21 protein-coding genes are annotated in these 22,099 nt (G+C 65.6%); 12 read left to right on the top strand and 9 right to left on the bottom strand.

Annotation, left to right across the window (positions count from 1 at the left end; translation table 11 throughout):
• Nucleotides 1–117: 117 nt before the first annotated feature.
• Nucleotides 118–1,092 carry a tripartite tricarboxylate transporter substrate binding protein gene (locus tag VEIS_RS20625; protein ID WP_011811955.1) on the top strand — a complete coding sequence of 325 codons (975 nt, stop codon included), beginning with the start codon at nt 118–120 and terminating at the stop codon, nt 1,090–1,092.
• 23 nt (nt 1,093–1,115) lie between these two features.
• A complete protein-coding gene (locus tag VEIS_RS20620; protein ID WP_011811954.1) occupies nt 1,116–2,639 on the top strand; it encodes a UxaA family hydrolase in 1,524 nt (507 codons plus the stop codon).
• Between the two features lie 251 nt (nt 2,640–2,890).
• Here VEIS_RS20620 and pmbA read toward each other — a convergent pair whose 3' ends face one another.
• On the bottom strand, nt 2,891–4,336 hold the full coding sequence (gene pmbA / locus VEIS_RS20615; protein WP_011811953.1) for a metalloprotease PmbA: 1,446 nt from the start codon (nt 4,334–4,336) through the stop codon (nt 2,891–2,893).
• Nucleotides 4,337–4,459: 123 nt separating this feature from the next.
• Between pmbA and yjgA the strand changes: the two genes are divergently transcribed.
• Both yjgA and mog read left to right on the top strand, forming a co-directional pair.
• Nucleotides 4,460–5,113, top strand: a complete 654-nt coding sequence (gene yjgA / locus VEIS_RS20610; RefSeq protein WP_041950234.1) for a ribosome biogenesis factor YjgA — start codon at nt 4,460–4,462, stop codon at nt 5,111–5,113.
• Nucleotides 5,106–5,747, top strand: a complete 642-nt coding sequence (gene mog / locus VEIS_RS20605; RefSeq protein ID WP_011811951.1) for a molybdopterin adenylyltransferase — start codon at nt 5,106–5,108, stop codon at nt 5,745–5,747. Before yjgA ends, mog begins: the two co-directional genes overlap by 8 nt.
• On the opposite strand, the gene cysE is transcribed toward mog, so the two are convergent.
• Complete coding sequence (gene cysE, locus VEIS_RS20600) at nt 5,725–6,507, bottom strand: serine O-acetyltransferase (RefSeq protein ID WP_011811950.1); 783 nt, start codon at nt 6,505–6,507, stop codon at nt 5,725–5,727. The two genes, mog and cysE, sit on opposite strands and share 23 nt — an antisense overlap.
• Nucleotides 6,508–6,569: 62 nt before the next feature.
• Between cysE and VEIS_RS30805 the strand changes: the two genes are divergently transcribed.
• Nucleotides 6,570–6,989 (top strand): hypothetical protein, encoded by a 420-nt coding sequence (locus VEIS_RS30805; protein WP_232287764.1) that lies wholly within the window; start codon nt 6,570–6,572, stop codon nt 6,987–6,989.
• A gap of 13 nt (nt 6,990–7,002) precedes the next feature.
• On the opposite strand, the gene VEIS_RS20595 is transcribed toward VEIS_RS30805, so the two are convergent.
• On the bottom strand, nt 7,003–8,181 hold the full coding sequence (locus tag VEIS_RS20595; protein ID WP_011811948.1) for a M20 aminoacylase family protein: 1,179 nt from the start codon (nt 8,179–8,181) through the stop codon (nt 7,003–7,005).
• Nucleotides 8,182–8,219: 38 nt separating this feature from the next.
• Between VEIS_RS20595 and VEIS_RS27030 the strand changes: the two genes are divergently transcribed.
• The 6 genes from VEIS_RS27030 to VEIS_RS20570 all read left to right on the top strand — a co-directional run bounded on the left by VEIS_RS27030 (nt 8,220) and on the right by VEIS_RS20570 (nt 14,451).
• Entirely contained in the window at nt 8,220–8,396 is a 177-nt protein-coding gene (locus VEIS_RS27030) for a hypothetical protein (protein WP_157048615.1), read from the top strand.
• 92 nt (nt 8,397–8,488) lie between these two features.
• Nucleotides 8,489–9,139, top strand: coding sequence for a TetR-like C-terminal domain-containing protein (locus VEIS_RS20590; protein ID WP_011811947.1), 651 nt, complete (start codon nt 8,489–8,491; stop codon nt 9,137–9,139).
• A 221-nt stretch (nt 9,140–9,360) separates the two neighbouring features.
• The gene (locus tag VEIS_RS20585) at nt 9,361–10,944 is read left to right on the top strand and encodes an ABC transporter substrate-binding protein (RefSeq protein WP_011811946.1); all 1,584 of its coding nucleotides are present in this window, start codon (nt 9,361–9,363) and stop codon (nt 10,942–10,944) included.
• Between the two features lie 17 nt (nt 10,945–10,961).
• A complete protein-coding gene (locus VEIS_RS20580; RefSeq protein ID WP_041950233.1) occupies nt 10,962–11,951 on the top strand; it encodes an ABC transporter permease in 990 nt (329 codons plus the stop codon).
• Nucleotides 11,936–12,778: an ABC transporter permease gene (locus VEIS_RS20575; RefSeq protein WP_041950232.1), complete on the top strand. Its 843-nt coding sequence runs from the start codon at nt 11,936–11,938 to the stop codon at nt 12,776–12,778. The genes VEIS_RS20580 and VEIS_RS20575 overlap by 16 nt, the downstream gene beginning before the upstream one ends.
• A complete protein-coding gene (locus VEIS_RS20570; RefSeq protein ID WP_011811943.1) occupies nt 12,775–14,451 on the top strand; it encodes an ABC transporter ATP-binding protein in 1,677 nt (558 codons plus the stop codon). The genes VEIS_RS20575 and VEIS_RS20570 overlap by 4 nt, the downstream gene beginning before the upstream one ends.
• 174 nt (nt 14,452–14,625) lie before the next feature.
• Here the strand turns inward: VEIS_RS20570 and VEIS_RS20565 are convergent, their stop codons facing one another.
• Both VEIS_RS20565 and VEIS_RS20560 read right to left on the bottom strand, forming a co-directional pair.
• On the bottom strand, nt 14,626–14,910 hold the full coding sequence (locus VEIS_RS20565; protein ID WP_011811942.1) for a cupin domain-containing protein: 285 nt from the start codon (nt 14,908–14,910) through the stop codon (nt 14,626–14,628).
• 340 nt (nt 14,911–15,250) lie between these two features.
• Nucleotides 15,251–16,051, bottom strand: coding sequence for an RNA methyltransferase (locus VEIS_RS20560; RefSeq protein WP_011811941.1), 801 nt, complete (start codon nt 16,049–16,051; stop codon nt 15,251–15,253).
• A 105-nt stretch (nt 16,052–16,156) separates the two neighbouring features.
• Between VEIS_RS20560 and VEIS_RS20555 the strand changes: the two genes are divergently transcribed.
• Nucleotides 16,157–17,050, top strand: coding sequence for an inositol monophosphatase family protein (locus tag VEIS_RS20555; RefSeq protein ID WP_011811940.1), 894 nt, complete (start codon nt 16,157–16,159; stop codon nt 17,048–17,050).
• Nucleotides 17,051–17,064: 14 nt separating this feature from the next.
• On the opposite strand, the gene nrdR is transcribed toward VEIS_RS20555, so the two are convergent.
• The 4 genes from nrdR to VEIS_RS20535 all read right to left on the bottom strand — a co-directional run bounded on the left by nrdR (nt 17,065) and on the right by VEIS_RS20535 (nt 22,088).
• Nucleotides 17,065–17,514 (bottom strand): transcriptional regulator NrdR, encoded by a 450-nt coding sequence (gene nrdR, locus VEIS_RS20550; protein WP_011811939.1) that lies wholly within the window; start codon nt 17,512–17,514, stop codon nt 17,065–17,067.
• Nucleotides 17,515–17,560: 46 nt separating this feature from the next.
• Nucleotides 17,561–18,805, bottom strand: coding sequence for a serine hydroxymethyltransferase (gene glyA, locus VEIS_RS20545; protein ID WP_041950231.1), 1,245 nt, complete (start codon nt 18,803–18,805; stop codon nt 17,561–17,563).
• 451 nt (nt 18,806–19,256) lie between these two features.
• Entirely contained in the window at nt 19,257–20,864 is a 1,608-nt protein-coding gene (locus VEIS_RS20540; RefSeq protein ID WP_011811936.1) for a carboxyl transferase domain-containing protein, read from the bottom strand.
• A gap of 459 nt (nt 20,865–21,323) precedes the next feature.
• A complete protein-coding gene (locus tag VEIS_RS20535) occupies nt 21,324–22,088 on the bottom strand; it encodes a hypothetical protein (protein WP_041950230.1) in 765 nt (254 codons plus the stop codon).
• Between the last annotated feature and the right edge of the window lie 11 nt (nt 22,089–22,099).

Raw genomic sequence — 22,099 nt, 5'->3', positions numbered from 1 at the left:
CGCCGCCCACCGGAGCACGCGCGCCCTGGCCGATCACCGGCCGCCTGCGTCAAAATGGCTGTCGCCCCACAGACCCAAGAGCCAGGGCAGGGGCGGCGATACGAGGAGACAAGATACATGCACACCCCCGACAACGGGCGCCGCCGATTCATGCGCGGCGCGCTGGGCGCTGCGGCGCTCGCAGTCACGGCCGGCCCCCTGCGCGCGCAGGACTGGCCCGGGCGTCCGATCAACTTCATCTGCCCCTGGACTGCGGGCGGCACCGGCGACCAGGCGATGCGCGCGTTGTGCGTGGTGGCGGCCCGCGTGCTGGGCCAGCCGATCGTGGTGGACAACCGCGCTGGCGCCTCGGGCATGATAGGCGTCAAGGCCCTGGCCTCGGCCAAGCCCGACGGCTACACCATCGGCCAGATCCCGGTCTCGGTCACCCGCTTCGCGCAACTGGGCCTGTTGCAGGCCGACCCGCGCCGCGACTTCACCTACATCGCGCGCACCTCGGGCCAGACCTTCGGCATTGCCGTGCTGGCGCAGGCGCCATTCAAAACGCTCCGGGACTTTGCCGGCCACGCCAAGGCCCACCCCGGCAAACTGACCTACGCCCATGCCGGCGTGGGCAGCGCCACGCATGTGGGCATGCAAGAGTTCGCGCTGCTGGCCGGCATCGAGCTGCACCATGTGCCCTACAAGGGCGGCGCCGAAGCGCTGCAAAGCGTGCTCTCCGGCCATGTCGACGCGCTGGCCGATTCGAGCTCCTGGGCGCCGCATGTCCAGGCCGGCACGCTGCGCCTGCTGGCGACCTGGGGCGCGCAGCGCTTCCAGGACACGCCCACGCTCAAGGAGTCGGGCTACGACATGGTCGTGGACGCGCCCAACGGTGTCGGCGCGCCGCGCGGTCTGCCCCCTGCCGTGACGGCCCGGTTGCGCGCTGCATTCCGGCAGGCCGTGGCCAGCACCGAATTCAAGGCCGTCATCGACAGGCTCGACGCGCCGCTGATGTACCTGGACGGCCCCGACTACGAAAAATACATCCACGCGGCCTATCAGCAAGAAAGCGCGCGAATCGAAAAACTCAGGTTGCGCGAGTGGCAGTGAAACACCCTGCCGGGAAAGTCACCATGAGCACCACCCCCTTGCTGCGCCTGCACCCCCGCGACAACGTGCTCGTCACCACGACGGCGCTGGCGCTGGGCCAGCCAATCGCCGAACTCGGCCTGCGTGCGCGCGCCCAGGTGCCCGCAGGCCACAAAATCGCCGCGTGCCACATCGCCGCAGGCGCGCCGGTCAAGAAGTGCGACACCGTGATCGGCGTCGCGCTGCGCGACCTGGCGCCGGGCGAGCATGTGCACAGCCACAACCTGCAAATGGCGGACTGCCACCGCGACCCGGCCTTTGGCGCCGACCTGCGGCCGGTTCAGTACCTGCCCGAGGATGCGCGCGCCAGGTTCCAGGGCTTCGTGCGCGCCGACGGCCGTGTCGGCACGCGCAACTTCATCGGCATCCTCGCGTCGGTCAACTGCTCGGCCACCGTGATCCGGCATATCGCCGCGCATTTCACGCCCGAGCGGTTGGCCGCCTTTCCCCGGGTGGACGGCGTGGCGGCGTTCGCGCAGACCAGCGGCTGCGGCATGTCATCGCCCGGCGCGCATTTCGATCTGCTGCGCCGCACGCTCGCGGGCTACGCGCGCCACCCCAACCTGGCGGGCGTGCTCATCGTCGGCCTGGGCTGCGAGCGCAACCAGGTCGATGCGCTCATCCAAGCGCAGGGCCTGCGCACCGGCCAGGCCCTGCGCACGCTGGTGATGCAGGAAATCGGCGGCACCCGCGCCACCATCGAAGCGGGCATCCGCGCGGTCGAGGAAATGCTGCCCGAGGCCAACGCGGCCCGGCGCAGCAGCGTGAGCGCGAGCCACCTTTGCATCGGGCTGGAGTGCGGCGGCTCGGACGGCTTTTCCGGCATCAGCGCCAACCCGGCGCTGGGCGCGGCGATGGACATCCTGGTGCGCCACGGCGGCACCGCCATCCTGTCGGAAACGCCCGAAATCCATGGCGTGGAGTTCATGCTCACGCGCCGCGCCATCAGCCCCGCCGTGGGCCAAAAGCTGCTCGACCGCCTGGCCTGGTGGCAGCGCTACACGGCGGGCCAGAACGTCCAGTTCAACGGCCAGGTGACCCACGGCAACCAGGCCGGCGGGCTGGCCAACATCGTCGAAAAATCCCTGGGCTCGGCCATGAAGAGCGGCACCACGCCGCTGCGCGCGGTGTACGAATACGCCGAGCCGATCACCGAAAGCGGCTTGGTATTCATGGACTCGCCGGGCTACGACCCCGTGGCCTGCACCGGCCAGATCGCCAGCGGCGCCAACCTCATCTGCTTTACCACCGGGCGCGGCTCGATGTTCGGCAGCAAGCCCGCCCCCACCATCAAACTGGCCAGCAACACGCCGATGTACCGGCGCCTGCAAGAGGACATGGACATCAACTGCGGCCTGATCATCGATGGCGCATGCAGCGTGCCCGAAATGGGCCAGCGCATCTTCGAGCAGATACTGCACCACGCCAGCGGCGCGCCCACCAAAAGCGAGCAATTGGGGCTGGGCGACCATGAGTTTGTGCCTTGGCATTTGGGGGTCGTTGGTTGATGCCGGGGGCATGGCGGCCAGTGCGGGATGGATGTTGGGGTTTTGGGGGTGCTGGCCGCAGGTTGTTGCACCGGGGACGGAATTGCCCGATCGCCCGCCCAAGCCAGAGCGGTTTGGCGGGCAATTCCATCCGCTGGGGTCGTGCTGCTCATGGCGCCATGGCCCTGGGCACCACCGACCCGCGCACCAAGCCCCGAAGCATCCGGAAGATCAAAAGCATCAAAAGCACAGGCGCAACATGCGGGGAAATGTCAACTCCCCGCCACCTTCATCCGCTCCACGAGAATCGAGCCCACGGTCTTGGCGCCGTAGTTGTAGGCATCCGCTCCCACGGCCGCTATGCCCCTGAGCATGTTCTTGAGGTTGCCGGCGATGGTGATTTCATGCACCGGGTAGGCAATCTGGCCGCGCTCTACCCAAAAGCCGCTGGCGCCGCGTGAATAGTCGCCGGTGACCGGGTTCAGACCCTGGCCCATCAGTTCGATCACGAACAGCCCGGTGCCCAGTTTTTGCAGCATCGCGTCGAGATCGTCGCCGGGTTGGGTCAGGCGCGATGTGAGTGTCAGGTTGTGCGAACCGCCGGCATTGCCCGTGGTTTGCAGGCCCAGTTTGCGGGCCGAGTAGCAAGACAGGAAGTAGCCTTGCACACGCCCGTGCTTGACCACCTTGCGGGGCGCTACGCGCACGCCTTCGTCGTCGAATGGCGCGCTGCCTTTGCCGCCCGGGACAAAGGGGTCTTCCAGGATGTCGATATGCAGGGGAAAGATCATTTTGCCGAGCGAATTGGGCAAAAAGCTGCTTTTGCGGTACAGCGCGCTGCCGCTGATGGCCTGCACAAAGCCGCCGAGCAGGCCGGCGGCCAGCGTGGCCTCGAACAGCACCGGGCATTGCGTGGTGGCGATCTTGCGGCTGCCCAGGCGGCTCAGGGCGCGTTCGGCGGCGTAGCGGCCTATGGCCTGGGGCGAGGCCAGTCGGGCGGCGTCGCGCATCGAGCTGTACCAGGCGTCGCGCTGCATTTCGGCGTTTTTGCCGGGCAGTTTGGCGATGGGGGCCACCGAAACGCTGTGGCGCGAGGAGGCATAGCCGCCGCGAAAGCCGCGCGTGTGGGCGCTGAAGAAATGGCTTTGCTGGGCCGATACGCTGGCGCCTTCGCTGTTGCTGATGCGGCGGCTGGTCTGGAGTGCTGCGGCCTCGCATTCCAGCGCCAGGCGGGCGGCTTCTTCGCTGGTGATGGGCCAGGGGTGGAACAGGGCCAGATCACGATGGCTGGCGGGCGGGGCGATATCGGCTTCGTCGGGCAGGCCGGCCATCGGGTCTTCGGCGGTGAAGCGGGCGATGTCGTAGGCGGCCTGCACGGTCTGCTCTATGGCCCGGGTGGAAAAGTCCGAGGTGCTGGCCTGGCCGCGCCGGTGGGCCATGTAGACCGTCACGCCCAGCGATTTGTCGCGGTTGCGCTCGACGTTTTCCAACTCACCTTTGCGCACGCTGACCGACAGGCCGCAACCCTCGGAGGCTTCGGCTGCGGCATCGGTGGCGCCGAGCTTTTTGGCATGGGCCAGGGCGCGGTCTACCAGCTCTTCAAAAAATGGGCGGCTGTAACTGAAGCCGCTGTCGGGACGATGCTCGGGGCGATGCTCGGGGCGATGCGCTGGCGCAGCGGCCGCCGTGCTGGGGGTGTGGTCGGTGGGTGGGTTCATGGCGGCCGCTATGATACTTGCCGCTGCGCAGCGCCTTTTTTGCGCCCGTTTCCTTGCGCCCCCGGTGTGCGTTTTCTGCGCGTTTTTTGCGTGCTGTGCCGCCATTTTCTTTGCCTCCATCCGATGTCACGCAAACTCCAAAAAGGCTATTTCGTCAAGGGCCGGTTCGTTGCCGAAGGCAGCGCGCAGGACGTTCAGTTCAAGGCCGAACGCAAAGGCCGGCCCGACGCCAGCCGCACCGATCTGAAGCGCGAAAGCGCCGGCCTGCAAGCGCTGGGCAAGGAGTTGCTGGACCTGCGCGCCGATTTGTTCGATGCGCTGGGTTTGCCTGACGATCTGGTGCAGGCCCTGGCCGAGGCCCGGCGCATCACCGACTTCGAGGGCAAGCGCCGCCAGTTGCAGTATGTGGGCAAGATCATGCGCCGGCTCGAACCGGCCCTGGTGCAGGCCGCGCGCCAGGCCTTGGCGACGCAGCGCAAGGGTTCGGCCGCCGAGAAACTGCTGTTGCACCAGACCGAACTATGGCGCGACCGGCTGGTTGCCGATGACGCGGCGCTGCTCTCCTGGATGGCCGCGCACCCCGGCACCGATACGCAGCAACTGCGCGCACTGATTCGCCAGGCCCGCAAAAGTGCGCCAGCGGCCGGCCAGGCCGCGCTGTCGCAGGGCCTGGCACCGCGCAAGGGCCGCGCTTACCGCGAACTGTTCCAACTGGTGCGCGGGCATCTGGGTGGCGCGGATGTGCCGGACATGCATCAGGAGCACGACGATGAGTGACACCCCGGGCCACCGCAGCGACCAGCACCATGGCCATGATCCGGTCAGGATCGGCATCGTCTCGATCAGCGACCGCGCGAGCAGCGGCGTCTATGCCGACCAGGGTCTGCCCGCGCTACAGGACTGGCTCGGGCGCGCACTGTGCAATCCGATCGTTTTCGAGCAGCGCCTGATTCCCGACGAACAAGCCGGCATCAGCGCCACGCTGATCGAACTGGTCGACCTCGGTTGTAGCCTGGTGCTGACCACCGGCGGCACCGGCCCGGCGCTGCGCGATGTGACGCCCGAGGCCACGCTGGCCGTGGCCCACAAACTGATGCCGGGTTTTGGCGAGCAGATGCGCCAGATCGGCCTGCGGTTCGTGCCCACCGCGATTTTGTCGCGCCAGGTGGCCGTGGTCCGCGACCGGAGCCTGATCATCAACCTGCCCGGTCAGCCCAAGGCGATTGCCCAGACGCTGGAGGGGCTGCGCGACGCCGATGGCCAGTCGCTGGTGCCGGGGATTTTTGCCGCCGTGCCTTATTGCATCGATCTGATCGGCGGGCCTTACCTCGTAACCCGCGACACGGTCTGCCAGGCGTTCCGGCCGAAAAGCGCGCTGCGCGGCGCAGCTACTTGCCCACCAGCTCGTTGAGCTTGCCGGCTTGGAACTGCTCCTTGCGCGCTGCGTCGCCGGGCACGCAGTCATCGGCCTGCACCGAGGCCGATGACAGCTTTTCGATCGCTTGCCACAGCAATGCGATCTGGTGCTCTTGCGCGGCGGCGTGATCGATCAGGCCGCGCATGGCCTGCGAGAGCGGGTCGTCCTCCTGGGTGATGCCATAGGCCGTGAATGGGTGCGCCGGCTGTGGCTCGCTCGGCTTGGCGCTGCGGCCTTGCCGGGGCATGATGATGCGGGCCGGAATGCCCACTGCCGTCGCGCCGGCGGGCACGGGCTTGATGACCACGGCGTTGCTGCCGATCTTGGCCCCGTCGCCCACCTCGAAGCCGCCGAGCACCTTGGCGCCGGCGCTGACCACCACGTCCTTGCCCAACTTGGGGTGGCGCTGGGTGCCTTTGTACAGCGAGGTGCCGCCCAGGGTCACGCCTTGGTAGATGGTGCAGCCGTCGCCGATCTCGGCGGTCTCGCCCACCACCACGCCCATCGCATGGTCGAAGAACACGCGCTCGCCGAGCTTGGCGCCGGGGTGGATCTCGATGCCGGTGCACCAGCGCGCAAGGTGCGAGATGAAGCGCCCGAGCCACTTGAACCCATGGCCCCAACACCAGTGCGCCGGCCGGTGCAGCCAGATGGCGTGCAGCCCGGGGTAGCAGGTGATCACCTCCCAGGTGCTGCGGGCCGCAGGGTCGCGGTCGAGGATGCACTGGATATCGGAGCGCAGGCGGTCAAACATCGGTTCGGCTCAGGTGGGGTGGGGCGCACAGTCTAGGGCGTGTCGACGCCAAGTCGCGCGCCATGACCATGACGCCCATGACGCGCGCAATGGATTGTCCGCTCGGTTTGTTCTCCGGAACCGGCGCGGATGCCCTAGTGTCGCGTCACCGATCATCTGTCGGTCTGCGCTGGCCATCGAAGCGCATCGCGGCGTTGCATCGCTTGCCAATACGCTCGGTATGGGCTGCGCGCTGCGCCTTGCGCTGCGCTCCGATGGCTGCGCGCAGCCTACGACATCTGATCCGTGACGCGACACTAGCCGTCAGCGGCCATGGTGTGTGCGCGGGATTCCGTATTCAAGCCGCGATGTCCGGCATGTCGACGTGGCTGATCCGTGGAACGACGGGCCATCAATCCGACGCCATTTTTGTGGGCCGGTACATGCGACCGCACGGAAAGCCGGCCAACGCTTCAGTCCGCTGCTCGCCGGAGAATACATGACCACATGACGCCTTCAGAGGTGCGGCGCGACCGGCAAGACGCGGCTGACGAGCCGTGTCCAGTACGCCATGCCATGCCCGATCAGCCGATCGTTGAAGTCGTATTTCGGGTGGTGCAGGCTCATGATGTGGTCGGCATCGTCATTGCCCATCCACACATAGCAGCCCGGGCGCTCGCGGGAGAAGAAAGAGAAGTCTTCGGCGGCCATGGACGGCAGACGGTCGCGCACGACCTTTTCCGCGCCCAGAACCGATGCGGCCACCTCTGACGCGATGTCGGCGAGCGCCGGATCATTCACCGTCGCAGGATAGTTGCGCTGGTAGCGGATGCGAACCTTTGCCCCCAAGGCCGCCGCCGCGTTCTCGGCCACCTCGTGCAGGCGGTGCTCGACCAGGGCGCGCACAGATTCCTTGTGCGCACGCACCGAACCGCTGAGCGTCACCACCTCCGGGCCGACGTGATACGCCTGGCCACCGTGGATTTTTGCAACGCCCACCACTGCCGAGTCCAATGGATGCACGTTGCGCGCGGGAATCGATTGCAGCGCGGTCACGATGTGCGCCGCAGCCAGCACTGCGTCGATGCCTTCCTGCGGCATGCCACCGTGGCAACCCTTGCCCAGCACGTCGATGTCGAAGTAATCGACTGCGGCCATGCAGGCCGTGGCGTGGATGACTGCCTGGCCAAGTGGCACTCCTGGCCAGTTGTGCAGGCCCCAGAACGACTCCACCGGAAAGCGCTCCAGCAGTCCATCGTCCAGCATCGCCTTGGCGCCGCCGGCGCCTTCTTCTGCGGGCTGGAAGATCAGCACCACCGTGCCGTCGAAAGCGCGCGTGCGTGCCAGTTCGGCGGCCGCGCCGAGCAGCATGGCGGTGTGGCCATCATGGCCGCATCCGTGCATCACGCCTTCGCAGGTGGAGCGGTGCGGCACTGGCTTGTGGTCCGGCATGGCCAGTGCGTCCATGTCGGCGCGCAGGCCGATGGACCGCTGGCTACGGTTGGTCTTGCCCGGGATGACGCCGACGACGCCGGTGCGGCCCACCTCGGTGTGCACTTCGATGCCCAAGGAGTGAAGGTAGGCGGCCACGATGCCGGCGGTGCGGCGCTCTTCGAAAGCCAATTCGGGGTGGCGATGGATGTCCTGGCGGAGTCGGGTCAACGCCTCGAGGCCGTTGAAGTTTTGCGAGTTCATGGCATGGGTCTTTCCGGTTGACGCAGCAGTCGGGCCTAGTGTCGCGTCACCGATCATCTGTCGGTCTGCGCTGGCCATCGAAGCGCATCGCGGCGTTGCATCGCTTGCCAATACGCTCGGTATTGGCTGCGCGATGCGCCTTGCGCTGCGCTCCGATGGCTGCGCGCAGCCTACGACATCTGATCGGTGACGCGACACTAGTGCGAAAAATATGAATAGTGTACGTTTAGTTAATATATTGTCAACCATTTGCCGCCATGGCAATATCCATGCATCCATCCATTCGATCCACCGACGCGCCTGACCCATGCCCCCTTCCTCCGCCGCCTCAGCACGCAACGTACCTGCCATCGACCCGTCTGCAGAGGCGGCACCCAAGCGCCGCGTTGGCCGCCCGCGATCGGAAGAGGCGGCCACGGCAGTGCTCGAGGTGGCGTACCTGCTGACGGCAAGCGATGGCCTCAAGGGCGCCACCATCGAGAACATTGCCGAGGCCTCGGCCGTGTCCAAGGTGACCATCTACAAATGGTGGGAAGACCGCGCGGCACTGCTGATCGATGCATTTCTCTGGCGCACGCGCCAGGAATTGCCGCTTTCGGAGAGCGACGAGCCGGTGCGCGCCATCCACACGCATGTGCGCCGCTATGCCGCCGCCCTCAGGGGCGATCTCGGCCGCGTCTTGCTGGCGGTGCTCGGCGAGTGCATGGCCAAGTCAGGGAGCACGGCTGCCTTCACCGAACGCTATCTGGCGGAGCGCCGCAATCTGGGCGTGCGCGTCATCTCCAACGGGCAGAGCTCGGGTGCGATTCGCTCCAGGCGCCCACCGGAGGCTCTGTATGACCAGATCTTTGGCGCGATCTTCTACCGTTTTCTGTTCGGGCTCGACGAATTGAGCAAGCCCTATCTCACAGACTTGATCGACACCACGTTCAGCGATGGACAGGCCGTCGACGCCTAGTTTCGGCATTCCCTTTTTCGCGTTTTCCCGTTGGTTTTCAGCCCGTGGCGGGGCATCACGCACCGCCATGGAGCCGGCGCGTCCGCGTGCGGGTCGGCGCCCGGGAAAGGCATGGTTTACCCTGGTTTCGTTTGACAATTACTGAACTAACAGTAAAGTAATGAGGCCGCAAACCAGTCGTTGGGCGCGTCAAACCCCATACCCCATTGCGCGAGGAACCCATGAACATCGCCAGAAGACCCTTCGGGATATCGCTGATCGCTGCTGCCCTGTCGTTGACCAGTTCCACCTTCGTCTTGGCCCAGAGCCAGCCGACGCCCGGCGGAACGCTCAACATGCTGGTGCAGCCAGAACCTCCGTCGCTGATGCTGGGGCTCAACCAACTGGGCCCAACGCAGTTCGCGGCGAGCAAGATCTACCAGTCGCTGCTGACCTACGGCCCTGATCTGAAGCCGCTGCCCTCCCTGGCGCAGTCCTGGACCATCTCGCCGGACGGGTTGACCTATGCCTTCGTGCTTCAGAAGGACGTCAAGTGGCACGACGGCAAGCCGTTCACCTCGGCCGACGTTGTGTTCTCTACCGACAAATTCCTGCGTGAGGTTCATCCGCGCACGCGCGCACTGATGAACCAGCGCGTCGAATCGGTGAAGGCGGACGGGGATGACAAGGTGATCTTCAAATTGAAGCAGCCGTTCAATGCCTTCATCAGCGCCTTCGAAGTGTCGACCATGCCGATGATTCCCAAGCACATCTACGAAGGCACGAACTACCGCACCAATCCGGCGAACAACACGCCCGTCGGCACGGGGCCGTTCATGCTCAAGGAATGGAAGCGTGGCTCCTACATCCACCTGGTGAAGAACCCGAACTATTTCAAACCCGGGCTTCCCTACCTCGACGAAATCTACCTGCTGGTGATTCCCGATGCGGCCTCGCGTGCCGTGGCCTTCGAGCGCGGGACGGTGGATGTGCTGCGTGGCGGCGACATCGAGAACTTCGAGGTCCGCCGGCTGGAGAAATTGCCCGATGTGGTCTCGACCCGCGCGGGCTGGGAGATGTTCGCGCCACCGCTGTGGCTGCAAATGAACCTGCGCAAGCCGCCGTTGGGCAACAAGAAAGTGCGCCAGGCCATCATGCATGCGATGGATCGTCACTTCATCGTCAAGAACATTTTCTTCAACGTGGGCAAGGTTGCCACCGGCCCCATCACCTCGCCCACGCTGTACTACGACAAGAACGTTCCGACGTACAAGTACGACATGGCCCTGGCCAAGAAGATCCTTGCGCAGGCGGGGATAAAGCCGGGCGACTATTCGATTCGGGTGCTGCCTATTCCCTATGGCTCGGTGTGGGACCGCATGGGCGAGTACGTCAAGCAGCAGATGGAGCAACTGGGCTTCAAGGTGACGTTGGATACGACCGACCCGGCGGGCTGGGCGAAGAAGGTTTCGGAATGGGACTTCGACATGACCATGACCTTTCAGTACGCCTACGGGGATCCGGCCATCGGCACCTCGCGCAACTACATCAGCGCCAACATCATCAAGGGCACGCCCTTTGCCAATAACCACGGCTACAGCAATCCGGAGATCGATCGGCTCTTCGAAGCTGCGCCCGTCGTGCAAAGCGCGGACGCGCGCCAGCGCATGTACAGCGAGATTCAACGCATCCTGGTCGATGATGTGGCGGCCGGCTATCTCACTGAATTGCAGTACGTCACGCTGCACAAGAAGAAGGTCCGGAACCTGATCACCACCGGCATCGGCCTGAACGAGACGCTGGACACGGTCTGGATTGCCAAGTGAAGAGACGGAAAGCCATCTTGAACTCCCTGGATTTCTTCATCGAGCGCGCCGGCAAGGCGGTCTTCGTGGTGCTTGGCGTGGTGGTGCTCAACTTCCTGCTGATCCACCTGGCGCCCGGCGATCCTGCGAGCGTGATGGCCGGCGAGTCCGGTGCGGGGGACGCGCAATTTCTCGCGCAGTTGCGCCAGCAGTTTGGCCTGGACGAACCGCTGTACGTGCAACTGTGGCTCTATCTCAAGGGGGTGCTGGGCTTTGACCTCGGCTTCTCCTACCGTAACAACCTGCCGGTGAGCACGCTCATCCTGGAGCGCTTGCCGGCGACCTTGCTGCTGACGGTCTCGGCCTTTGTTTTCTCGCTGGCGCTGGGTATCTTGCTGGGTGTCATGGCTGCGGCGCGCCGGGGCAAATTTACCGACTCGCTCATCATGTCGGGCGCACTGCTCTTTTATGCCACGCCGCTGTTCTGGGTTTCCTCGATGTCGATCCTGGTGTTCTCCATCCGCCTGGATTGGCTTCCGCCCTTCGGCATGGAGACCGTGGGCAGCGGTTTCACGGGCGCCGCGCGGGCCTGGGATGTGTTCCGGCACATGGTGCTGCCGGTGGCAACGCTGGGGCTGTTCTTCACGGCCATTTACACACGTCTTGTGCGCGCCTCCATGCTGGAAGTCGCCGCGCTGGACTTTGTGAAGACGGCGCGCGCCAAGGGCGTGCCCGCCGGGCAGATCACGCGCCGGCATGTGCTGCGCAATGCGCTGCTGCCGGTCTTCACTTTCGCCGGCATTCAAGCCGGCCAGATTCTCGGCGGCGCGGTACTCACTGAAACCGTGTTTGCCTGGCCCGGCATCGGCCGGCTGATGTTCGACGCGCTGCTGCAGCGTGACTACCCCGTGCTTCTGGGGGTGTTCCTCGTCACCTCCGTGATGGTGGTGTTGGTAAATCTGCTGACCGACGCGCTCTACCGCTTCGTCGATCCGCGTATCGAGATGAAGCCATGGGTCCGTTCATGAAGCGCTATGCGCGCAACAAAGGTGCCGTGGCCGGTCTGGCCATCGTGGGCCTGGTCATCCTGGTGGCACTGCTGGCGGGGTTCGCCTTTCCGCAAAGCCCCTGGAATTCCGTGGCCGAGCCGCTGCTCGACCCGTTGTCCGACATGGCGCATCTGCTGGGCACCGACATGCTGGGGCGCGACATTGCTGCGGGGCTGGCGCATGGGGCGCGCGTTTCGCTATTGGTGGGAGTGGTGAGCACCGCAGTGGCCACGCTCATCGGCATCACCATTGGCGCGCTGGCCGGCTACCACGGCGGGCGGCTGGACGATGTGCTGATGCGCCTGACCGAGTTCTTCCAGACCATCCCGACGCTGGCGATGGCGGTGGTGCTGGTGGCGATCTTCCAGCCGACCATCACGTCCATCATCACGGCCATCGCCGTGGTTTCCTGGCCGCCGGTGGCGCGCCTGGTGCGCGGCGAGTTCCTGTCGCTGCGCTCGCGCGAGTTCGTGCAGGCGGCCGAGGTCATCGGCCAGAGCGCGTCGCGCATCATCTTCACGCAGATACTGCCGAACACGATGTCGCCCATCATCGTGACGGCTTCGCTGATGATTGCCACCGCCATCCTGACCGAGTCCGCGCTGTCGTTCCTGGGCCTGGGGGATCGCAACCTCATGAGCTGGGGGTTCATGATCGGTGCGGCGCGCACCATGGTGCGCGAAGCCTGGTGGATGAGCTTCCTGCCGGGGGTGGCGATCCTGCTGACGGTATTGGCCGTCAATCTGATCGGCGAAGGCCTCAACGATGCGTTGAACCCGCATCTGCGCGACCGGGGTGCGGCATGAGCACCAGCATGGGCCGCAGCGCGGTGATGCCCTTGCTCCAAATCGACGGCCTGTCGATCCCGATTCCCGGAGGCGGCGACCGTCCCTTCGCCGTGCACGACATCCATCTCACACTGCAAGCGGGCGAGATCCTTTGCGTGGTCGGGGAATCTGGCTCCGGAAAATCCATGAGTGCCAATGCGGTGATGGGCCTCTTGCCTTCCTACATGCAACCCAGCGCCGGACGCATCTTGTTCCAGGGCCGGGACCTGCTGTGCATGGCCGAGTCCGAACTGCGCAAGCTGCGCGGCAGCGCCATCGGCATGATCTTCCAGGAACCGCTGTCCGCATTGAATCCACTCATGCGCGTGGGCGACCAGATCGCCGAAGTGCTCCATGTGCACGGCATCACCGATCCGGCGCAGGTGGAGCGCCGCGTGCTGGAGCTCATCGCCTATGTCGGCTTACCCGACCCGGCGCTCATCCGCCACGCCTATCCATTCCGGCTCTCGGGTGGACAGCGCCAGCGCGTGATGATCGCCATGGCGTTGGCATTGGAGCCATCGGTGCTGATTGCCGACGAGCCCACCACCGCGCTGGACGTGACCACGCAGGCCCAGATTCTGGCGCTGATCCGGTCCATCCAGCGTAGCGGCGCCGACGGCAAGGCAGGCATGGGCGTCATGTTCATCACGCACGACTTTGGCGTCGTCGCGGAAATTGCCGACCGCGTGGCCGTGATGGAAAAGGGCGTGCTGATCGAAGTGGGCAGCGCGCAGCAAGTACTGAACGCGCCGCGCTACCCCTATACGCAGCGGTTGATAGCCGCAGTGCCCAGGCGGCGCACCGATGCGCGCTCGGCGGTCGCCGCCAGCGCACCGGTGCTGGAGGTGCGCAATCTGTGCAAGACCTATGACGCCGACGGCGGCTGGTTCCGCAAGAAACGCGCGGTCAAGGCCGTGGACGGTGTGAGCTTTTCGGTGCGCCGTGGCGAGACGCTGGGCATCGTCGGCGAATCGGGGTCAGGCAAATCGACCATCGGCAAATGCCTGCTGAAACTCATCGACATCGATGGCGGCGAGATACTCTTCAACGGGCGCGACATCGCGGCACTCACCCCGCGCCAGTTCCGGCCAATGCGCAAGGACATGCAGATGATTTTTCAGGATCCGTTCGCATCGCTGAACCCCCGACACACGGTGGGCCGCATCGTCAGCGACGGTCCGCTGGCCAACGGCAAGACCCGGCCTGAGGCCCAAGCGCGAGCGCGCGAGTTGCTGGCCCTGGTGGGCCTGGATGCTTCGTCTTTCGAGCGCTATCCGAACGAGTTTTCCGGCGGGCAACGCCAGCGCGTGGGCATTGCGCGGGCATTGGCGCTCGACCCGCAGGTGCTGGTGGCCGATGAGTCGGTGTCGGCGCTCGATGTCTCGGTGCAGGCACAGGTGCTGGCGCTGCTGCATGATCTGCAGCAGCGGCTGCGTATCGCGTTGGTCTTCATTACGCACGATCTGCGCGTGGCCGCGCAGATCTGCGACTCTGTGCTGGTGATGCACCAGGGCCAGGTGGTGGAGCGGGGCAGCCCGCGCGAAATCTTTGACAGGCCACAACATCTTTATACCCGGCGCCTGATCGCGGCCGTGCCGGGCCAGCACTGGAACCCTACGGGAGGGGCGGGGGCTGAACGCGCCGCCTAGTGTCGCGTCACCGATCATCTGTCGGTCTGCGCTGGCCATCGAAGCGCATCGCGGCGTTGCATCGCTTGCCAATACGCTCGGTATTAGCTGCGCGCTGCGCCTTGCGCTGCGCTCCGATGGCTGCGCGCAGCCTACGACATCTGATCGGTGACGCGACACTAGGCGCGGGAGGCGCTACTTCAGTTCGATCTCAACGAACACGAATTCATGCGCATTGGCGTTGACCACATTGTGTTCCACGCCGGTGGGCCGCATGTAGGAAACGCCCGCTTGCAGCGGGCTTTCAAATTCTCCCTGCGGCGTTTCCAGCAGCAGCGTGCCGGTGGTCATCGGCACCACCACATAGTCCATTGCGTGGCGGTGCCAGCCGGTTTCGGCACCGGGCGCAAAGCGCCACTGCGTCACCTTTACGCGATCGTTATCGATTTGGACCGTGAAAGTGGCTCGAGCGCGTGTCATGGGTGCTGCTCCTCGATGGCAATCGTGCTGGCAGAGGTACCTGGGTTCGAGATGAATTTCCGGCCCATGGCGCGATCCTTCGCCCACCAGTTCGCCCGTGGCCGGGTCATGCACGGTCAGCACGCTGCCGTCCATGCGCCGCCGGGCAGGCAGGCATTGTGCAGCAGGTCGGGGCGGGCGAGGGGGATGATCGATGCGGCGCCCATGCTTGCAACACCGTATCGGCGATGCCCAGCGCGCGGTCGAACGGCGCATCGGAAATCGTGAGAGGGTAGAGAAAGCGGATCACGTGTTCGGCGCGGACACGCTGTCGCCGTGCTCGTCGCGAGACGGGGCGCACTCATGTTTCGTCGCTTGACGGGGATGGGCGTTGGCGGTTGGCCTGCGCCGTCGCGATGATGGCCTTGGCGATACCGCGCAGGATGTGGATTTCCTCGGGAGCCAGTTGTGCGCGGTTGAACAATTGCTGCAGGCGCGGCATGAGCTTTTTGGGCGCGGCGGGATCCAGAAAGCCGATCTGCGTGAGTGCCTGCTCCCAATGCTCCAGCATGCCCGCCACCTGCACGGCATCGGCCAGGTGGCGCGCCGGGGTGCCGTCCGGCACGGCCAAGCCGCAGCCGTCCAGGGCCATGCGCCATTCGTAGGCAATGACCTGGACGGCTGCGCCCAGGTTCAGCGAGCCGAACCCGGGTTGGGTGGGAATCGATAGCGTCACATGGCAGCGGTAGACATCGGCGTTGCTCATGCCAAAGCGTTCGGAGCCGAAGAGGAACGCCACACCCGTCGGCCGGGTGGCCGCTGGCGCAGATGAATCATGCACTGGGCGCTCTTTTTTCAGCAGCGTCTCGAAATGCGCGCGCGGCGTTGTCGTTGGCGGTCCGAAGTCGCGCGCCGTCATCGCGGTGGCGCACAGGTGGCTGATGCCATCGAGGGCCTGGTCCAATCCGGCAACGATGCGGGCCTGCCGGAGCAGGTCCAGGGCGCCGCTGGCGCGCTGTATGGTTTCTTCGTGCCGCAGCACGTTGGGCCAGCGTGGGGCCACCAGCACCAGATCGTCAAAACCCATGGTTTTCATCGCGCGGGCGACTGCGCCCACATTGCCGGCGTGGCTGGTGTTGATCAGGACGAAGCGGGTCTTCATGGGCGGGCAGGTAAGATCGCGCTGATTGTCGCCGCCTGCATTGCCGGGAAAACCCCTCCGCCGGCGCTTTTGCTTTGCAGGATGCCCTGCCCACCATCATCGTTTATGTCGTCCAACCTGCACCCCATGCTGAACGTGGCCATCAAGGCCGCACGCGCCGCCGGCGCCATCATCAACCGCGCGGCCCTGGATGTGGAGTCGGTGCGGATCGCGCAAAAGCAGATCAATGATTTTGTTACCGAGGTCGACCACGCCAGCGAGCAGGCCATCATCGAGACGCTGCTCACGGCCTACCCCGACCATGGCATCCTGGCCGAGGAGTCGGGCCGCAAACATGGCGCCAAGGATGCGCCATTCGTCTGGATCATCGACCCGCTGGATGGCACCACCAACTTCATCCACGGTTTTCCGGTGTACTGCGTGAGCATCGCGCTGGCCGTCAAGGGCCGGGTCGAGCAGGCGGTGGTGTATGACCCTGCGCGCAATGACCTGTTCACCGCCACCCGGGGCCGCGGCGCCTACCTGAACGAGCGCCGCATCCGCGTGAGCAAGCGCACCGAGCTCAAGGACTGCCTGGTCTCCACCGGCTTTCCATTTCGCCCGGGCGATGACCTCAAGAGCTACCTGGCCATGTTGGGCGACGTGATGCAGCGCACGGCAGCGCTGCGCCGCCCTGGCGCCGCAGCGCTGGACCTGGCTTATGTGGCTGCCGGCTTTGCCGATGGTTTTTTTGAGTCCGGCCTGGCGATCTGGGACATGGCCGCCGGCTCACTGCTGGTGGCCGAGGCCGGTGGCTTGGTGGGCAATTTCACCGGCGAGGCGGATTTTCTGGAACACCGCGAATGCCTGGCAGGCAATCCGCGCATCTATGGCCAACTGGTGGCGATTTTGGCCAAGTACAGCAAGTTTGCCGCTGCGGGGGACAAGGCCGCATTGCACGCCGCCACCGCCGCCGTCAAAGGCTCAGGCGGCGCCGACGGCCCGGACGCGCCGCACTGAAAGCCGCCGCCGCATCATTTGCGCACCTCATCGACCAGGGCGCGAAAGTCGTCGATGCCCTCGAAACTGCGGTACACGCTGGCAAAGCGGATGTAGGCTACCTTGTCGAGCTTCTTGAGCTCGCGCATCACCAACTCGCCAATGCGGCTGGAGGGCACTTCGCGCAGCCCGAGGTTGAGCAGCTTTTCCTCGATGCGCTCGATGGCGCTGTCGATCCGTCCGGTGCTGACCGGGCGCTTGCGCAGCGCCAGTTTGAACGAGGCGAGCAACTTGTCGTGCCCGTATTCGACGCGGCGGCCGTCTTTTTTCACGACGGCCGGAAAGCTCACGTCCGAGCGCTCGTAAGTGGTAAAGCGCTTGCTGCAGGCGGCGCATTGGCGCCGGCGGCGGATGGATGCGGCATCCTCGAAGACCCGGGTTTCGATGACCTGGGTTTCGAGGTGGCTGCAAAAGGGGCATTTCATGGCGGCTTCATGGCGGCTTCATCGGGCGGCCGGACGCAGAGCGCCATCAGCCGTAGACCGGAAAGCGGGCCGTCAGCGCGTCGACCTTGGCGCGCACCGCAGCGATGTTGGCCGCGTCGCGCGGCTTGTCCAGCAGGTCGGCGATCAACTCGGCCGTGCTGCGTGCCTGTTCTTCCTTGAAGCCGCGCGTGGTCATTGCGGGGGTGCCAATGCGCACGCCGCTGGTCACCATCGGCTTTTCCGGGTCGTTGGGGATCGCGTTCTTGTTGATGGTCATGTGGGCGGCGCCCAGCACGGCTTCGGCCTCCTTGCCGGTGATGCCCTTGGCGCGCAGGTCCACCAGCATCATGTGGCTTTGCGTGCCGCCGCTGACGATGCGCAGGCCGCGCGCGGCCAGCGTCTGGGCCAGCACCTTGGCATTTTTGAGCACCTGCTCCTGGTACAGCCTGAACCCGGGCTGCAGCGCTTCCTGGAAAGCCACCGCCTTGGCCGCGATCACATGCATCAGCGGGCCGCCTTGCAGGCCCGGGAAGATGGCGCTGTGGATGGCTTTTTCATGCGCGGCCCGCATCAGGATGATGCCGCCACGGGGGCCGCGCAGGCTCTTGTGGGTGGTGCTGGTGACCACATCGGCGTGGGGCACCGGATTGGGGTACAGGCCGGCGGCAATCAGGCCGGCGTAATGGGCCATGTCGACCATGAAGATCGCGCCCACGTCCTTGGCCACCTGGGCAAAGCGGGCAAAGTCGATATGCAGGCTGTATGCCGACGCGCCGGCAATGATCAGGCGGGGCCGGGTCGCATGGGCCTTTTTCTCCATCGCCTCGTAGTCGATCACCTCATCGGCGTCGAGGCCGTAGGAGACCGCATTGAACCACTTGCCGGACATGTTCAGCGACATGCCATGCGTCAGATGGCCGCCCTCGGCCAGGCTCATGCCCATGATGGTGTCGCCGGGCTTGAGGAAGGCCAGGAACACGGCCTCGTTGGCTGAGGCGCCGCAATGGGGCTGGACATTGGCGGCCTCGGCGCCAAAGAGTTTCTTGACGCGGTCGATGGCCAGTTGCTCGGCCACATCCACATGCTCGCAACCACCGTAGTAGCGCTTGCCGGGATAGCCCTCGGCGTACTTGTTGGTCAACTGTGTGCCCTGGGCCCACATGACCGCCGGCGAGGCGTAGTTTTCGCTGGCGATCAGTTCGATGTGTTGCTCTTGCCGGGCGTTTTCAGCCTCGATGGCGGCAAAGAGCTCAGGGTCGGTTTGCTCGACGAGAAGATGGCGGTGGTACATGACAGGCTTATGAACTGGTGTCCCTTGCAACAGGGCTGCCCCGGCGAACGGCGGAACGCAAAAGGAAACCATCCCCTTGCGGCACGCTCCCCGGTGGTTCGTTGCACAAGCGGCAAAGCCCTTGCTGGTTCCACGTCAGCGGCTGCGCCCTTGCTCATATGCGGGGGCAGCGCCTATCGCCGAGTCGCGCACCCGGCTAGTGTAGCGCCGCGAGATGGCGCAGATGCCTTCACCAGCCGCCATGGCCCGGTGCGTCACACGGCCCGTGATGCCGCCGATGGCGGCCACCGACAGGCAATGGCCACGATCGGGCGGTAGGGCGGTAGTCGTTGCCCTCGATGTCGAAGACGACGCGCCGGGTTTTTCAGGACGCTGGCGCTGCGGCACTGCGCCTCGATGTCTGCCGGCCCGCTCCAGCGGGCTGCAGTGCCATCGCGGCGCACGCTGGCGCCTACATGCGCAGCAGTCCGAACTTCGTGTCTGCAATGGGAGCATTGCGCGTGGCCGCCAGGCCCAGTGCCAGCACGCGGCGTGTGTCGGCGGGGTCGATCAGGCCGTCGTCCCACAGACGCGCCGTGGCGTAGTAGGGATGGCCCTGGTGCTCATATTGGCGCCGGATCGGGGCTTTGAAGGCTTCTTCCTCCTGCATGCTCCACTGGCCGCCCTGGGCCTCGATGCCGTCGCGCTTGACGCTGGCCAGCACCGCCGCAGCCTGTTCGCCGCCCATCACGCTGATGCGTGCGTTGGGCCACATCCACAGGAAGCGCGGGCTGTACGCCCGGCCGCACATGCCGTAGTTGCCCGCGCCAAAGCTGCCGCCGATGATCAGGGTCAGCTTGGGCACGCTGGCCGTGGCCACGGCCGTGACCATCTTGGCGCCGTTGCGCGCGATGCCCTCGTTCTCGTACTTGCGGCCCACCATGAAGCCGGTGATGTTCTGCAGGAACAGCAGCGCAATCTTGCGCTGGCAGCATAGTTCGATGAAGTGGGTGCCCTTGAGCGCGCTTTCGGAAAACAGGATGCCATTGTTGGCGATGATGCCCACCGCCATGCCCTCGATGCGCGCAAAGCCCGTGACCAGCGTGGTGCCGTAACGGGCCTTGAATTCGTCGAACTCGCTGCCATCGACGATGCGGGCGATGATCTCGCGCACGTCGAAGGTCTTGCGCGGGTCCGCCGGAATCACGCCATACAGTTCCTGTGCTGCATATTTCGGAGCGCAAGGCGCATGATCGACTTGCGCCTGCGCGTTGTTTTTATTCAGGTTGCGCAGCGCATTGCGGGCCAGTTGCAGCGCGTGCATGTCGCTGAGCGCCAGGTGATCGGCCACACCCGACAAGCGGGTGTGCACATCGCCACCGCCCAGGTCCTCGGCCGTGACGATCTCGCCCGTGGCGGCTTTGACCAGCGGCGGCCCGCCGAGAAAGATCGTGCCCTGGTTCTGGACGATGATCGACTCGTCGCTCATCGCCGGCACATAGGCGCCGCCCGCCGTGCAACTGCCCATGACCACGGCAATCTGCGCGATGCCCATGGCGCTCATTTGGGCCTGGTTGAAGAAGATGCGGCCGAAGTGGTCGCGGTCGGGAAAGACCTCGTCCTGGTTGGGCAGGTTCGCGCCCCCGGAATCGACCAGGTAGATGCAGGGCAGGTGGTTTTGCTGCGCCACCTCCTGCGCCCGCAGATGCTTCTTGACGGTCAGCGGGTAGTAGGTGCCGCCTTTGACCGTGGCATCGTTGCACACCACCATGCAGTCGACGCCGCTGACGCGGCCAATGCCGGTGATCAGACCCGCGCCGGGCGCATCGTTGTCGTACATGTCGAGCGCGGCCAGCGGCGCCAGTTCCAGGAACGGCGTGCCGGGGTCCAGCAGCATTTGCACGCGCTCGCGCGGCAGCAACTTGCCCCGCGCCACATGCTTGGCCCGTGCCGCCTCGCCGCCACCTTGGGCAACCTTGTCGAGTTGGGCACGCAGCCCGTCCACCAGCGTGCGCATGGCAGCAGCGTTGGCCAGAAAATCGGCCGAGCGGATGTTCAGTCGGGTGTCGAGAATGGTCATGCGCAGGTGCTTTCTTCAAGCCAAGGCGTCTATCGGTCATGCCAGCGGGGTCGTGGTGCGCATTGCCGCCGCTGCCCCATTCCCGGATGTCCAAGATGGTCTGCGCGCTGACGACCGCTGCGATGCGCAGATGGGGCCCCTTGAACAGTCGCGGCAAGTATAAACACGGCGCATCGAGCGGCCAGCGCCGGGTGCCGGGCAGCAAGACAGCCTGCGATATGGTGCGAGCCATGCGCGGCCGGCCGCAAGAGATCGCCGGAGATTGCCGGATGGCGCCGGCCAGCGCCGGGACAGCGCCGGGACAGCACCGGGACAGCGCAACCGGCCCGGCGACCGCCGCAGCGCGGATGCGACCTCCCACAGTGCGCGCTGCGTTGTTGGCGGCGGTGATGCCGTCGAGTGACGCTGCCGCAGCCCCCCCCCCCGAAACACCTTCAGCGCATCGGTGGGTGTTGCACCTCATCTCGCTTGGCTAAAGAAAACCGCGATCCCCCGGGCGGCGTCGACGGTGGTTGCGGCGACCGTCAAGCGGTTCTTTGACCGGTTGATGGTGGCGATGCCGCGGAACGTGGCATGGCTCCCGTCCAGGCAACGCTCATCGAACTGCACGGTGTAGGCGCTGCTGTGGGCCATTGCGGCCAGGTTGCCGGTATGGTTGCAGCCGGTGGTCGTGCTGCCCGCCATGTCGCCGCTGGCAGCCACCGTCCACTGGGTGAATCGGGCCTTGTCGCCCGTTGTCGCGCTCCAACTGCCTGCGGCGTTGGCCTGGACGGTAGCCAGGGACATGGCATCGCTTTGATCCAGCGCCAAAGCCTTGGCCTTCACGCCCGAGAAAGAAATGCGCTTGGGACTGGCTGTCAGCGCGGCCGTCACCTGGCCCGCCACGGCCTGACCCGCAGCATTGCCCGGGTGCAGGGCATAAGACATGCCGTTGACACTGCCATCGCTGCGCACCAGCAGTTTGACCAATTCGCTGGAATCGTGGGCCAACATCCAGGCGCTGGCCTGGTCGGAGGCATCGGGCAGGATCACCGCCGTCATCGCCGGAGCCTCGTTCGACGGAGTGATCCAGCGCCCTTTGAGGGCCGAGGGGTCGATGCCGGCCGCGCCTGTTGCACCACCGCTGCCACCACATGCCGCCAACATGGCGGCAAAGGCCAGCGTGGTCAGCAGAGGTGTTGCTGCACGGCGGCTGGCGCAAGGGATGGCCAAGAGGGTTTTCATACACGCCGGAG

Origin of the sequence: Verminephrobacter eiseniae EF01-2 (assembly GCF_000015565.1) — a bacterium.
In the GTDB taxonomy this organism is placed as follows: Bacteria; Pseudomonadota; Gammaproteobacteria; order Burkholderiales; family Burkholderiaceae_C; genus Acidovorax; species Acidovorax eiseniae.
The sequence above is the reverse complement of the archived record's forward strand: the minus strand, read 5'-3'. Positions and strand labels throughout refer to the sequence as shown.

Excerpts from the sequence above, each read along its gene's own strand:
- VEIS_RS20535 (WP_041950230.1), bottom strand. The coding sequence starts at position 22,088 with ATGAAAACCCTCTTGGCCATCCCTTGCGCCAGCCGCCGTGCAGCAACA.
- VEIS_RS20575 (WP_041950232.1), top strand. The coding sequence starts at position 11,936 with ATGGGTCCGTTCATGAAGCGCTATGCGCGCAACAAAGGTGCCGTGGCC.
- VEIS_RS20560 (WP_011811941.1), bottom strand. The coding sequence starts at position 16,051 with ATGAAGACCCGCTTCGTCCTGATCAACACCAGCCACGCCGGCAATGTG.
- cysE (WP_011811950.1), bottom strand. The coding sequence starts at position 6,507 with ATGTTTGACCGCCTGCGCTCCGATATCCAGTGCATCCTCGACCGCGAC.
- VEIS_RS20555 (WP_011811940.1), top strand. The coding sequence starts at position 16,157 with ATGTCGTCCAACCTGCACCCCATGCTGAACGTGGCCATCAAGGCCGCA.
- VEIS_RS20595 (WP_011811948.1), bottom strand. The coding sequence starts at position 8,181 with ATGAACTCGCAAAACTTCAACGGCCTCGAGGCGTTGACCCGACTCCGC.
- VEIS_RS20570 (WP_011811943.1), top strand. The coding sequence starts at position 12,775 with ATGAGCACCAGCATGGGCCGCAGCGCGGTGATGCCCTTGCTCCAAATC.
- glyA (WP_041950231.1), bottom strand. The coding sequence starts at position 18,805 with ATGTACCACCGCCATCTTCTCGTCGAGCAAACCGACCCTGAGCTCTTT.
- VEIS_RS20565 (WP_011811942.1), bottom strand. The coding sequence starts at position 14,910 with ATGACACGCGCTCGAGCCACTTTCACGGTCCAAATCGATAACGATCGC.
- VEIS_RS20585 (WP_011811946.1), top strand. The coding sequence starts at position 9,361 with ATGAACATCGCCAGAAGACCCTTCGGGATATCGCTGATCGCTGCTGCC.
- VEIS_RS30805 (WP_232287764.1), top strand. The coding sequence starts at position 6,570 with ATGACCATGACGCCCATGACGCGCGCAATGGATTGTCCGCTCGGTTTG.
- VEIS_RS20620 (WP_011811954.1), top strand. The coding sequence starts at position 1,116 with ATGAGCACCACCCCCTTGCTGCGCCTGCACCCCCGCGACAACGTGCTC.
- mog (WP_011811951.1), top strand. The coding sequence starts at position 5,106 with ATGAGTGACACCCCGGGCCACCGCAGCGACCAGCACCATGGCCATGAT.
- VEIS_RS20625 (WP_011811955.1), top strand. The coding sequence starts at position 118 with ATGCACACCCCCGACAACGGGCGCCGCCGATTCATGCGCGGCGCGCTG.
- nrdR (WP_011811939.1), bottom strand. The coding sequence starts at position 17,514 with ATGAAATGCCCCTTTTGCAGCCACCTCGAAACCCAGGTCATCGAAACC.
- yjgA (WP_041950234.1), top strand. The coding sequence starts at position 4,460 with ATGTCACGCAAACTCCAAAAAGGCTATTTCGTCAAGGGCCGGTTCGTT.
- VEIS_RS20590 (WP_011811947.1), top strand. The coding sequence starts at position 8,489 with ATGCCCCCTTCCTCCGCCGCCTCAGCACGCAACGTACCTGCCATCGAC.
- VEIS_RS20540 (WP_011811936.1), bottom strand. The coding sequence starts at position 20,864 with ATGACCATTCTCGACACCCGACTGAACATCCGCTCGGCCGATTTTCTG.
- pmbA (WP_011811953.1), bottom strand. The coding sequence starts at position 4,336 with ATGAACCCACCCACCGACCACACCCCCAGCACGGCGGCCGCTGCGCCA.